A 12,008-nucleotide genomic window follows, 5' to 3' on the forward strand; every position below is an offset into this window, starting at 1 on the left:
TCCTGCGCCGCCCCGCCCGCCGAATTCGTCAGCGCCGGATGTTGGCCTACACTCGCCCCATGACCCTGCATCCGCCGACCCGACGGCGCCGCATGGCCCTCGTGGTCGTGGGTGCGCTGGCCGTCGTCGTCGCCGTCACCCTCGGCATCACACGGCCGTGGATGCCGCCCGCGGAGATGGCGCCGATCGCCGCCGCGGAAGACGGCGTCTCCCCCGCGCCGCTGTCGCTGCCGGAGCACCCGAAAGTGCTCGTCTTCGGGGACTCGTGGACGTACGGCTCGGCGGCCACCGAGCCCACCCTCGGCTACGCGTATCTGCTGGCGGGGCTGATCGACGGCGAGACCGTCGTCAAGGGCGTTCCCGGCAGCGGCTACCAGCGGCCGGGCAGCATCGGCCCGGTGTACGGCGAGCGCGTCGCCGCGCTGGATGCCGCGATCGCCCCCGACCTGATCGTCATCCAGGGGTCGATCAACGATCGCCGCGAGGATGCTGCCGGCTACCGACCCGCGGTGAAAGCCGTCTGGGATGCTCTGACGGCGAAGTTCCCCGAGGTTCCGATCGTGGTGCTCGGTCCGGCACCGCACGAGCTTCCCGTCGGCGCGTCGACGGCGCGCATCGACCGCGATCTCGCCGCGCTGGCTGCGGCCCGCAACTGGTGGTACATCTCCCCCGTGCAGGAGAACTGGATCACCGACGACAACTACCTCGGGGTGATCGACGTCGGACCGGGCCGCAAACACCCCTCGAACGCCGGGCACGAGTACCTCGCGCAGAAGGTGGCCGATGCCCTCGCGCAGTTCGGCGATGCCCCGGTGACCGCAGCTGACGGCTCGCAGACGGAGCCCGCGAAGTAGGCGGCCGCCGCTAGGGAGCCGGATCCGCCGACGCCGGGTAGACGACCGTCCCTTCGCGCGCCTGCGCGCCCGGGGTCAGCTCAGCGGGCACGATGCGTGCGTCCGGCATGAGATGACCGACCGCGACGCCCCGCGCCAGGAGGTGGTCGGCGATGATGCGCCGGTGGCAGCGCCACCAGACGGCCTCGGAGCACATCACGGCGATGGCGGCCTCGGATGCCCGGTCCTCGCGGATCAGCTCGTCGAGACCCTGCGCGAACTCGGCGCCGAGCGCGTGATCGGCGTAGTTGTGAAAGCTCCGGTTGCGCCAGAGCCCGTTGACCGCGTCCGGCACGTCACGCGAGACGCGGCGGCGGCCGCCGAGCGATGCCGCGCGACGATAGCGGATGCCCGCGGCGGGAAGACTCGATGCGAGGGCATCCTCGTTGAACCACGGATAGCGGTTCGAACCCGGCAGGCGGCGCACGTCGACGATCGCACCGACGTCGGCTCCGCCCAGCAGCTCGACGAACTCGTCGAGCGGATGCGTCGAGTGCCCGACGGTGAGGATCATCGGATCAGTCATCGAGCCGCGTCAGGGCGCTGCCCTTGTGTGCGGCGATGTGATCGGTCTTGTCGCTCTCGATCTCGTACTGCGGATCGGACTCGCTGGCGCGGCGGGTGTGGCCCTTGTAGTCGAAGTCGGCGGTGTGCACTTTCGTGATGTGCCCGCTGACGCGACCGGCTTCAGAGTTCCAGCTGACGTGGTCTCCGACCTTGAACTGCATGTGTGCCCCCGACAGGAGTCGAACCTGCGACCTACGGTACCGGAAACCGGCGCTCTATCCACTGAGCTACGGAGGCGAACTCAACGAGCCTATCAGTTGCGCGGGCCGCTCCCGTGCATCCGACGGCGCCTCGAACGCCGTCGGATCAGGCGACCTGCAGCGTCGTGATGCACGTCGGCGACTCGGTGCCACGGGTAGTGATCTCGACGCTGCCGGTCTTGCCGTCGGCGGTGACCGTGACGGTCGCGTCGACGTCGCGCGGCAGCCAGTAGCCGATGAAGCCATTGTCGTAGGTGGTCGCCTGCTCGTCGACGTAGACCTCCCCCGAGGCCGCGTCGGTGATGGTGATGACGATCGTGGCGTGCTGCATCTCGCCGACGCACGAGTTGGGTGCGTGGAAGGTGCAGTCGTGCGTCTGCGTCGCGTACGGCGCGAAGGCGATGTAGACCTCGTCCTCCGGCATCGGCAGCACGAGGTCGTCGCCGGAGTCATCGACGAGCACGAGCTCATCAGGGCGGATGCTGGCCTGCAGGCCCTCGGCACGCTCGACGAGCGCGGTCGTGTCGAGCTGCTCGATGACCTCGCGGGCGTCGAGCCCGGCCAGTTCGGCGAGACCGCTCGCTCCGCTCTGGCTCTTCGACGTGTCCGGCTCGGCGGGGACCTCGGCGACCGAGCAGCCCGAGATCGTCAGGACGAGGGCGATGAGCCCGGCCGTGAGTGCGGCTGATCGGGTGCGCATGGGGGTCTCCTCGGTCGGCGGGCTGTCCGGAATACCGTACCCACCCATCCTATGCGCACGCCCGACGAGAGAGCTCAGCCCAGGGAGGTCACCGTGGCGATGACCGCCAGCAGCGGCAGTGTCCCCTGCAGCACCGCGGGCCGCAGCATCCGACGATCCGACAGCACGAGCACCAGGGCTGCTGCCGACATCATGCCGGTCCCCGCGAGCACGAGCGCGATGCCGACGGCATCCGATCCGACCGCGACCACGACGATGCCGATCACCGTCGTCACGGCGAGGAACAGGTTGTAGAAGCCCTGATTGAACGCGAGCTGCTTCATGGTCTCGGCATCCGCTTCACTGCGCACGCCGAAGACGCGTCGGGTGGAAGGAAGTGTCCAGCGCAGCGACTCCAGCACGAAGATGAACACGTGGAACGCTGCGGCGAACGCCGCGAGCACGAGGCCGACGATGAGCATGAGTCGATTCTGCCCCTCAGACCAGGAAGAACGGCAGCATGCCGGGATTGTGCGCGTGCACGAGAACTGCGAAGACCACTGCATCGAAGAGCAGGTGCACCGTGACGACGTAGGTCAGCGAGTGCGTGCGCACGAAGATCCATCCCTGCAGCAGCGCGAAGGGAATGGTGAGCACCGGCCCCCATTCGCGGTAGCCCAGCTCCCACAGGAACGAGACGAACACGACGGCCTGCAGCGTGTTCGCGGCGACCATCGGCATGTGCCTGCGCAGCAGTGCGAACACGGTGCAGATGAAGAACAGCTCATCCCAGATGCCGACCGCGCCCACGCCGACGAACAGCCGTGCGATGAGGTCGGGGGTGTCGACGACCGGCCAATTCTGGTAAGCACCGCTGCTGATGAAGTAGAACGGCAGGATCAGCCACCCCAGCACCAGCACGGCGACCAGCCAGATCCACTGCCAGCGCGCCCACCGCTGCCGAGTGCGCCACGGGAACGAGATCGCCCGGTCGCGGTACACGAAGCGCGACACGAGGTAGGGGACGAGCACGGCACCGCCGAGCGCGAGCGTGAAGCGCAGCATCGCCAGATCGTCGAGCTTCGCTTCCAGCGAGATCGCGTGCACGATCAGCATGCCGAGCGCGATCAGCGACAGGTCTCGGGTCAGCGAGGGCAGACGACGCTCACCGACGACCCAGCCGGGGCGGTGTCCGACCGAGATCGTCACCGCACGCGGTGATCCGCGCTCGACCAGCGCGGCGATCCCGACCCCGGCGACCAGCAGCACCCAGCCGACCCAGGTCCAGCCGAGCACGAAGAACGCCGGAGCCGCGGCGCACACCAGCGCCGCGGGCGGGATGCTGCGCCAGGCCGTCGCGGTCACGCGCGCGGGACCCGGCGGTACGTGAGGTCGCGGATCTCGCGTCCCTTCGCGATGCCCTTGCGCTCGAAGGCGGTCATGACGCGGCCGTCGAACCGCTCGGCCCACTCCCCCTCGAACGCCCGCTCGAAGTCGGGAGCTGCGTCGAGCACGTCGCGCATCTGCAGCGCGTAGTCCTCCCAGTCGGTCGCGAGGCGCAGCATCCCGCCATCGGCGAGGGCTCGCGCGGCGGTCTCGGGGAAGCCTGGACGGATCAGCCGGCGCTTGACATGGCGCTTCTTGTGCCACGGGTCCGAGAAGAAGATCCACACCTCGGACGCCGCAGCCTCCGGCAGGTAGGTCGACAGCACCTCGGGTGCGTTGGCCTCCACCAGACGCAGGTTGCGCGCGCCCGCCGTGTCGGCGTCGAGCATGGTGCGCGCCAGGCCCGCGCGGAAGACCTCCACGGCGAGGAAGTCGTCGTCCGGTCGTGCGGTCGCCGCCGATACGATGGCGTGTCCCTGCCCCGACCCGATCTCGACGATCAGCTGCGCTGTGCGCCCGTAGGCGGACGCCACGTCGAGCCGGGCGTCGGGATGCACCGAGGTGAACGCGACGTCACGCGGCACGTCGAGCAGGTAGAACGGGGCGAGCTCCTCGAACGCGCGCTCCTGACCGTCCGACATGCGGCCGCTGCGGCGCACGAACGAGACCGGCTCATCGCGGAAGGTGCGTGGTTCTGGCATCCCTCCAGGGTACCGGGGCGGGTTCGGCCGCCCAGCGCCGACCGCACGCTCGGCGCCGACCGCACGTCCTGCGCGACGTCCGCTCATCGGCCGTCCGCGCCGGCTGCGGCCGGAGCTGTGACGAAGTCGATCAGCTCCTCGACCCGGCCGAGCAGCGCCGGCTCGAGATCACGGAACGTCGTCACCCGCCCGAGGATGCGCTGCCACGCGCGGGCGATGTCCGCCTGCTCCTCAGCGGGCCAGCCGAAGGCGCGGCAGATGCCCGTCTTCCAGTCGGTGCCGCGCGGGATCTGCGGCCAGGCGCGGATGCCCATCGCCGCCGGTGTGATGCACTGCCACACGTCGATGAACGGATGCCCCACGATCTTGAGATGCGCACCGTGGGGACCCCGCATGATCTGCTCGACGATCCGCGTCTCCTTCGAGCCGGTCACCAGGTGATCGACGAGAACACCGTAGCGGCGCGTCGCCGTCGGAGGGGCCTCGGTCAGCAGCTCATCGAGCTTGTCGATGCCCTGCAGGTACTCCACGACCACGCCCTCCACGCGCAGATCCGCGCCCCAGACCTTCTCCACGAGTTCGGCGTCATGGCGCCCCTCGACGAGGATGCGACTGGGCAGCGCGACCCTGGCCCTGTCGTCGGTCACGGCGAACGATCCCGAGGCGGTGCGGCGCGGGCCGCTCGGCGCACGCGTCGGCACCACCAGTCGGACGGGCTTGCCCTCGATGAGAAAACCGCCGCCGAGCGGGAAGCTGCGTCGCCGGCCCTTCCAGTCCTCCAGCTCGACCAGGCCGGCTTCGATGCGGGTGATCGCGCCGCAGTAGCCGTCGTCGGCGACCTCGACCACGAGGTCGCGCTCAGCCGCGACCTCGACGGCCTTCACCCGTCCGCGCTCGCGCCAGCCGTCGGCGAGCACATCGGCCCCGTATCTGTCGTCCATGCCATCCAGCGTATGTGTCTGCGCTGACGGCGAACGCCGATGGCCGGCGGATGCTGTTGCGTGTCGCTCCCAATGCATAGACTCGTTCCATGGGGGCACGGCTGCCGGTCGGAGGGATCACGATGCGAACACGGTGGCTGACGTCTGCCGCTCTTCTGCTGGCCGCGGGCATGACTCTGATCGGCGCGAACGCCGCGTCGGCCACCGCTCCGGTGACACTCGACGAGGGATTCGTGACCGACGTCGCCGACGTGCTCTCCCCCGCTCAGGAGGAAGCCGCTGAGACCCGCCTGCAGGAGCTCACCGAGAACTCGACCGCCGACTTGTTCGTCGTGTTCGTCGACGAGTTCAGTTCGCCGTCCGATCGCGTCGAGTGGGCCGACACCGTCGCGACGCAGAACAACCTCGGACCCGAGCAGTACCTGCTCGCCGTGGCCGTCGAGCAGCGCGCCTATTACATCTCCGCAGCCTCGGGCGGTCCGCTCACCGACAGCCGGCTCGACGCCATCGAGGAGCGCATCCAGCCGCTGCTCGCACAGAACGACTGGAGCGGTGCGATCGCACTCGCCGCCGACGAGATCCAGGGTGACGGCGGGGCCGGAATGATGCGGATCCTGCTCGTGCTGCTGGGAATCGCGGTCGTCATCGTGATCATCTGGCTGATCGTCCGCGCCGTGCGGCGCCGCCGCCGCGAGGCCGAGATCCGCGCCCGTGGCGCGATGCCGGCCACACCCGATCCCGACGACCCGTTCTCGACCCTCACCGACGAACAGGTGCAGACACAGGCGGGGTCGTCCCTGGTGCAGGCAGACGACGCCATCACGTCGAGCCGTGAGGAGCTCGGATTCGCGATCGCCCAGTTCGGCGACCAGGCGACCGAGGGCTTCACGCAGGTCATCGAGGCTGCGCAGGCGAAGCTGTCCGAGGCGTTCGACCTCAAGCAGAAACTCGACGATGAGGTCGAGGACTCGATCCACGACCGGCGTGCCTGGCACATCCGCATCATCCAGCTGTGCGACGAGATCGAGGATGTGCTCGACGACAACACCGAGGCCTTCGATGCGCTGCGCGCGCTGCAGCAGAACGCCCCCGCCGAGCTCGAGCGCGTGCGCGGCGAGCGGGCCGCTCTCACTCCCGTGCTCGCCCAGGCCGCTCCGACGCTGGACGCGCTGCGAGCCGAGTACGACGCCGAGGCGCTGGCCACGGTCGCGGACAACCCCGCGCAGGCCCAGGAGCGAGCGACCCTCGCCGATCACGCGATCGAGTCCGCGTCCACCGCCATCACGGCGGGCAAGACCGGGCCGGCGGCATTCGGCATCCGCACCGCCGAACAGGCCGTCGCACAGGCGACGCAGCTCGTCACGGCCGTGACCGCGCTGGGCGATGAGCTGCACGCGCTCGAGAACCAGGCACGGGCCCTGATCGCCGAGCTGCAGGGTGACATCGCCACGGCGGGTGGCCTGCCCGACGCGGACGGCATGCTCGCCGCAGCCGTCGCCGCGACACAGCAGCAGCTCGATCGTGCGCAGGCGGACCTCGCGGGCACCGCGCGCAGTCCCCAGCGCGCCCTCGAGGCCCTGACGGCGGCGAACACGCAGATCGACGCGGCCATCGCGCAGACCAACGAGGCACTCGCCCAGGCCCAGCGCCAGAAGGCGCTGCTCGCGCAGACCCTGACGCAGGCGAACTCCGAGGTCCGCGCGGCCCGCGCGTTCATCGAGACGCGCCGCGGCAGCATCGGATCCACCGCCCGCACCCGGCTGTCGCAGGCCGAGGCGTCGCTGAACCAGGCGATCGGCCTGCAGCCCACCGATGAGAAGGCCGCGCTGACCGAGGCCGGACGTGCCCTCGCGCTCGCGCGCGAGGCGTCGCAGTACGCGCGCAGCGACGTCGACGCGTACACCCGGCGGAGCTCGCAGAGCGGCTGGGACAGCTGGGGCGGCGGACCCTTCGGCGGCTCCGGCGGCGGGGGCTCCGGAATCACCGGCGACATCATCGGCGGGATCATCGGCGGTCTGCTCGCCGGCGGGGGCTCATCCCGCAGCTCTTCCCGCGGGGGCGGCTGGCGCTCCAGCGGAGGCGGCGGGTTCCGCAGCTCCGGCTTCGGCGGTGGTCGCTCGGGCGGTCGCAGCGGCCGCTCCGGAGGTGGTCGCTTCTGATCCGCTCATCGTCCATCCATCTTCTGCTCGACCTCTGCCCAAGAACGGCCCCTGAAAGGAACACGCCATGACCAAGCAGTCCATCTTCGGACGCATCTCGACCCTCGTCCGCGCGAACATCAACTCGCTCCTCGACTCCGCCGAGGACCCGCAGAAGATGATCGACCAGCTCGTGCGCGACTACACCAACAACATCGCCGAGGCCGAGTCGGCCATCGCCGAGACCATCGGCAATCTGCGTCTGCTCGAGCGCGACCACCAGGAGGACGTCCAGTCCGCGAAGGACTGGGGCAACAAGGCGATCGCCGCCAGCCGCAAGGCCGATGAACTGCGCGGCTCGGGTCACCCCGCTGACGCCGACAAGTTCGACAACCTCGCCAAGATCGCGCTGCAGCGCCAGATCGGCTCCGAGCGCGAGGCCAGGGCCGCCGAGCCGCAGATCGCCACCCAGACCGAGATCGTCGACAAGCTCAAGGACGGTCTGAACGGCATGAAGGACAAGCTCGGCGAGCTGAAGACCAAGCGCAGCGAGCTGCTCGCCCGCGCCAAGGTCGCCGAGGCGCAGACCAAGGTGCAGGACGCCATCGGCTCGATCAACGTGCTCGACCCGACCAGCGAGCTCGGCCGCTTCGAGGACAAGATCCGCCGTCAGGAGGCACTCGCCCAGGGCAAGGCCGAACTCGCGGCCTCGTCGCTGGACGCGCAGTTCGAGAGCCTCGAAGATCTCGGTGAGCTGACCGAGGTCGAGGCGCGCCTGGCCGCGCTCAAGGCCGGCAGCTCGCCGCAGGCGGCCCTCGAGTCGGAGTGAACCACAGGGGCGGGTGCACCTCGGCATCCGCCCCTCCTCTCCCTCCGGAGACCCCATGACCCGCTTCATCATCACCCCGCAATGGCAGGGCTCGCCCTCTGCGCGTGCCATGCTGCTCGTCGACGGCGCCGCGGCGATCTCCGGCGATCTGCCCCGCAGGGACACGACCACGCTCGACGTGCCGCTCGAGGCGGGCGAATCACTCGGCACCGGCATCCATCGTCTGAGCTCCCTGCTGCGGGTGCGCGAACTGCTGCGCGAGGCGATCACGGTCGCTGACGAGCCGGCCGTCGTGATCGGCGGCGACTGCAGCGTCAGCGTGTTCGCGCTGTCAGCCGTCGACACCTCTGATCTCGCCGTGCTGTGGTGCGATGCGCACCCCGACCTCCACGACGCGCAGTCCTCGCGATCCGGCGCGTTCTCGGGCATGGCGCTGCGCGCGATACTCGGCGCCGGGGAGCCGCAGCTGACGCTGTCACCCGGAATCGCAACCGAGCGCGTGATCGTGCTGGGCGCACGCAGCGTCGATGCAGCCGAGGCGCCGCGACTCGACGCGCTGGCACACGTCGCGTCGAGCGAGATCGATGCGGATGCCGTCGCTGCGGCGGTTCACGCCACCGGCGCTTCGCGGGTGTGGGTGCACATCGACGTCGACGTGCTCGATCCGTCCGAGATCGCCGGCGTCTCGGATGCGGCCCCGTTCGGCGTCACGACCGCCGCGCTGGTCGCCGCCATCAAGCGCGTGCGCGAGACTGTCCCGCTGGCCGGAGCGACGATCGCCGGCTTCGCGCCGCGTGGTCCCGACGACGCCGTGCACGACATGGGCGCGATCCTGCGCCTGATCGGCGCCGTCGCGTGAGTGAGGCCTGGCGGGTCGAGGCCGAGCGGATCCTGCAGCGGGGCCGGCGCTTCGATCGCCGTATCCCCTCGTTCCTGCTGCGGTCGCCGATCAGTCGTGTCGGCTATTGGTGGGGCACGGCCGTCGGCTGGGTGTGGGGGTCACTGTGGAGCACCGGCCCTGTGGAGCGACGCGAAGGGCTCTGGGTGTTCCGCGGCCTGCCCACGTGGGCGTTCATGCGCGGCGGGGTCTGCGTCGGCGGCTGCTTCCTCACGGGTGCGGCCGAACCCTCCGATGCGGTGCTGCGTCACGAGGCGGTGCACCGGCAGCAGTGGCTGCGCTACGGGTTCCTCATGCCCGTGCTGTACCTGTTCGCCGGACGGGATCCGATGCGCAATCGCTTCGAGATCGAGGCGGGCCTGGAGGACGGCGGATACGTGCGCAGGAAGAAGCGCGGGACTCGAACGACGAGCGGGACTCAGCCGACCGGCAGACCGTAGCGCGCGGGGGCGTGGATCGCGGCCTGATCGAGCTCGTGATGCTCGCTCAGGTGATCGATGATGTCGGCGGTGCTGAGGAACCCGCCCAGCAGCGTGACCTCGGTGCGCAGCGTCGAGTCGGGGACGTCGCACAGCATCTCGTCGGACCAGGCGATGGCCGCGCGGGTGAGCGCTTCTCCTGCGGCGATCCGACGCGACGAACCGATCGCACCCGGTCGGCGCGTGCGGGGAAGCCAGGTCACCGTCATCCGCGGCGGCGCGCAGACCGTGCCGATATCGTCAGCATCCGGCACCTCGATGAACACGCGACCGACGGCGCACAGCGGCAGCGTGGCCAGCAGCACTTCGAGCTCGGCCAGCGAGTGCTCGTCGGCGGTGATGAGGTGCTGCACGCGAGGACGACGCGCCGCGCGGCGTGCAGCGCGTGGTGCGCGGGTGCCTGCGACGGTCTCGACGGTGCTCATGATGTGACGAGTCTACACGAATGTAGGCATGCCTTACCTCATTCGACGAGGGTGGCGCGCAGGGCGTCGAGCTCCGCCGATGACAGCCCGGCCTGCCGCACATACTCGGCAACCGACCCGTAGCGCTCATCGATCTCCTCGAGCAGTGCCGACATCACGGGCGCGGGCGACTCCGTGGCGAGTTGAACGGCATGACGCGAGTCCGGCATGTGCGTGCGGAAGTACTCCACGACGGCTTCGGTGCGAGCCTTCGGCAGCAGCGAGGCGGTGAGCGCGTAGTCGGCCACCACGGCCTGGCGGTCGGCTCCGACGGCGCTCAAAGCGAGTGCCACGGTCACGCCGGTGCGATCCTTGCCCACCGTGCAGTGCACCAGCGTCGGCTCCCCTTCGGCGATCACTCGCAGGGCCTGGGCGAGCCGCTCCGAGGAGTCGTAGACCAGGTGCCGGTACATACCTGCCAGATCCATGTCCTGAACGAAGAACGAGGCGGTCGAGCCGAGGAACAGCGGGATCCGGGTCGTGCGCACCTCACTGAGCGCCGAGGGCTCGGTGCGCACCTCGCTGTCGTCTCGCAGATCGACCACGCGCCGCACACGCTGCCGCAGCAGCGCATCCCCGTCCGGGGTGAGGCGCGCCAACTGCCCCGACCTCAGCAGCCGCCCACCGCGCACGCGGGAGGCGCCGACGGGAATTCCGCCGACGTCGCGCAGGTTGGCCACTCCTGGAACCTGAAGCACGGTCATCGGGTGATCGCGATTCCGCGGCACGAGCTCATGCGTCCAGCTTAAGTGAGAGAGTGGGTGACGACCGCGAGAATGCTCGAGCGCAGTTCGACAAGCAAGCTCGCAATGTGCTGTGCGAACCGCTATATGTTACGCACTTTGGCTTGTCGTTATGATCCCGCATTTCCTGGAGACCTGCGACGGATAGGAGAATATCGCCGTGGCACACGACACCGATGAGTTCCGGTACCTGCCGTCCCAAGCGCAGACGCTGGGCACGCCGCTTCCGCACGCGGAGCGGCTCACGCACACCCTCGCGGACGGGCGGATGCTGAGCGCACTCCGCTACGGCACGGACGCCCCCGAGGTGACCCTGCTGCACGGCGCCGGCCTCAACGCGCACACCTGGGACAACGTCGCCCTGCTGCTGGGCCGTCCGCTGCTCGCGATCGACCTCGCCGGACACGGTGATTCCTCCTGGCGCGACGACGCCGACTACTCCCCCGCTTCCCTCGCCGCCGATGTCGCGCACGCCATGCAGGCATGGTCGGCGCAGCACCAGGTGCTGATCGGGCACTCCCTCGGCGGTCTCACCGCCGCGGTCGTCGCCGACCGGCATCCGGAGCTCGTCGACGAGCTCGTGCTCGTCGATGTCGTCCCCGGACTCGACACCGACGCGGCACCCTCCGTGCTGCGCGAGTTCTACACGGTCACCGACTTCGACAGCCGCGACGACGCCGTGGAGCGTGCCGAGTCGTTCGGTTTCGGCGGCACCAGGGAAGACACCGAACGCGGGGTCTTCTTCAACACGCGCGTGCGCGAGGACGGCCGCGTGGAGTGGAAGCATCACTTCGCCCGGATCATCGGACACGCCTTCGATGCGCTGAACGCGGCGAATCGGGCATCCGACGGCGATCCCTGGACCCACCTCACCGGCGTGCAGGCGCCGGTGACCCTGGTGCGCGGCTCACGCGGGTTCCTGCGCGACGACGACGTCGCGGAGTTCTCCCGCAGGCTGCCCTCGGCATCCGTCATCGCCGTCGACGCCGGGCACAACGTCCAAGAGACCGCACCGGCGTTCCTCGCCGACCTCGCCACCACCGTCCTGAACCGAACACGTCGCTGACCCGCGCGACGCCTCCACAGCACC

General features: G+C 69.8%; 15 protein-coding genes and 1 tRNA gene. 6 read left to right on the top strand and 10 right to left on the bottom strand.

Annotation, left to right across the window (positions count from 1 at the left end; translation table 11 throughout):
• The first annotated feature begins 59 nt into the window (after positions 1 to 59).
• Positions 60 to 854, top strand: coding sequence for an SGNH/GDSL hydrolase family protein (locus WDU99_RS11060; protein ID WP_337332521.1), 795 nt, complete (start codon positions 60 to 62; stop codon positions 852 to 854).
• A 10-nt stretch (positions 855 to 864) separates the two neighbouring features.
• Here the strand turns inward: WDU99_RS11060 and WDU99_RS11065 are convergent, their stop codons facing one another.
• From WDU99_RS11065 to WDU99_RS11100, 8 genes are all read right to left on the bottom strand, one after another.
• Positions 865 to 1,419: a DUF488 domain-containing protein gene (locus WDU99_RS11065; protein WP_337332522.1), complete on the bottom strand. Its 555-nt coding sequence runs from the start codon at positions 1,417 to 1,419 to the stop codon at positions 865 to 867.
• Positions 1,412 to 1,621: a hypervirulence associated TUDOR domain-containing protein gene (locus tag WDU99_RS11070; RefSeq protein WP_337332523.1), complete on the bottom strand. Its 210-nt coding sequence runs from the start codon at positions 1,619 to 1,621 to the stop codon at positions 1,412 to 1,414. Before WDU99_RS11070 ends, WDU99_RS11065 begins: the two co-directional genes overlap by 8 nt.
• Positions 1,622 to 1,624: 3 nt before the next feature.
• Positions 1,625 to 1,697, bottom strand: a tRNA-Arg gene (locus WDU99_RS11075).
• A gap of 69 nt (positions 1,698 to 1,766) precedes the next feature.
• Positions 1,767 to 2,360: a CueP family metal-binding protein gene (locus tag WDU99_RS11080; RefSeq protein WP_337332524.1), complete on the bottom strand. Its 594-nt coding sequence runs from the start codon at positions 2,358 to 2,360 to the stop codon at positions 1,767 to 1,769.
• A 74-nt stretch (positions 2,361 to 2,434) separates the two neighbouring features.
• Positions 2,435 to 2,821 (bottom strand): DUF1304 domain-containing protein, encoded by a 387-nt coding sequence (locus tag WDU99_RS11085; protein ID WP_337332525.1) that lies wholly within the window; start codon positions 2,819 to 2,821, stop codon positions 2,435 to 2,437.
• Between the two features lie 16 nt (positions 2,822 to 2,837).
• Positions 2,838 to 3,704, bottom strand: a complete 867-nt coding sequence (locus tag WDU99_RS11090) for a CPBP family intramembrane glutamic endopeptidase (protein ID WP_337332526.1) — start codon at positions 3,702 to 3,704, stop codon at positions 2,838 to 2,840.
• Positions 3,701 to 4,426, bottom strand: coding sequence for a tRNA (guanosine(46)-N7)-methyltransferase TrmB (gene trmB, locus WDU99_RS11095; protein ID WP_337332527.1), 726 nt, complete (start codon positions 4,424 to 4,426; stop codon positions 3,701 to 3,703). Before trmB ends, WDU99_RS11090 begins: the two co-directional genes overlap by 4 nt.
• Positions 4,427 to 4,509: 83 nt before the next feature.
• Complete coding sequence (locus tag WDU99_RS11100) at positions 4,510 to 5,367, bottom strand: DUF3097 domain-containing protein (protein ID WP_337332528.1); 858 nt, start codon at positions 5,365 to 5,367, stop codon at positions 4,510 to 4,512.
• Between the two features lie 89 nt (positions 5,368 to 5,456).
• On the opposite strand from WDU99_RS11100, the gene WDU99_RS11105 reads away from it, so the two are divergent.
• The 4 genes from WDU99_RS11105 to WDU99_RS11120 all read left to right on the top strand — a co-directional run bounded on the left by WDU99_RS11105 (position 5,457) and on the right by WDU99_RS11120 (position 9,672).
• A complete protein-coding gene (locus tag WDU99_RS11105; RefSeq protein WP_337332529.1) occupies positions 5,457 to 7,526 on the top strand; it encodes a TPM domain-containing protein in 2,070 nt (689 codons plus the stop codon).
• Between the two features lie 67 nt (positions 7,527 to 7,593).
• Positions 7,594 to 8,334 carry a PspA/IM30 family protein gene (locus tag WDU99_RS11110; protein ID WP_337332530.1) on the top strand — a complete coding sequence of 247 codons (741 nt, stop codon included), beginning with the start codon at positions 7,594 to 7,596 and terminating at the stop codon, positions 8,332 to 8,334.
• A gap of 55 nt (positions 8,335 to 8,389) precedes the next feature.
• Complete coding sequence (locus tag WDU99_RS11115; RefSeq protein ID WP_337332531.1) at positions 8,390 to 9,193, top strand: arginase family protein; 804 nt, start codon at positions 8,390 to 8,392, stop codon at positions 9,191 to 9,193.
• The gene (locus tag WDU99_RS11120) at positions 9,190 to 9,672 is read left to right on the top strand and encodes a Fe-S oxidoreductase (protein ID WP_337332532.1); all 483 of its coding nucleotides are present in this window, start codon (positions 9,190 to 9,192) and stop codon (positions 9,670 to 9,672) included. The genes WDU99_RS11115 and WDU99_RS11120 overlap by 4 nt, the downstream gene beginning before the upstream one ends.
• On the opposite strand, the gene WDU99_RS11125 is transcribed toward WDU99_RS11120, so the two are convergent.
• Together WDU99_RS11125 and WDU99_RS11130 are read right to left on the bottom strand one after the other, a co-directional pair.
• On the bottom strand, positions 9,651 to 10,136 hold the full coding sequence (locus WDU99_RS11125; RefSeq protein ID WP_337332533.1) for an SIP domain-containing protein: 486 nt from the start codon (positions 10,134 to 10,136) through the stop codon (positions 9,651 to 9,653). The genes WDU99_RS11120 and WDU99_RS11125 overlap by 22 nt on opposite strands.
• A gap of 38 nt (positions 10,137 to 10,174) precedes the next feature.
• Entirely contained in the window at positions 10,175 to 10,879 is a 705-nt protein-coding gene (locus WDU99_RS11130; protein ID WP_337332534.1) for a tyrosine-protein phosphatase, read from the bottom strand.
• 199 nt (positions 10,880 to 11,078) lie between these two features.
• On the opposite strand from WDU99_RS11130, the gene WDU99_RS11135 reads away from it, so the two are divergent.
• On the top strand, positions 11,079 to 11,984 hold the full coding sequence (locus tag WDU99_RS11135) for an alpha/beta fold hydrolase (protein WP_337332535.1): 906 nt from the start codon (positions 11,079 to 11,081) through the stop codon (positions 11,982 to 11,984).
• The last annotated feature ends 24 nt before the right edge of the window (positions 11,985 to 12,008 follow it).

Source organism: Microbacterium bandirmense (assembly GCF_037204185.1).
GTDB lineage: Bacteria > Actinomycetota > Actinomycetes > Actinomycetales > Microbacteriaceae > Microbacterium > Microbacterium bandirmense.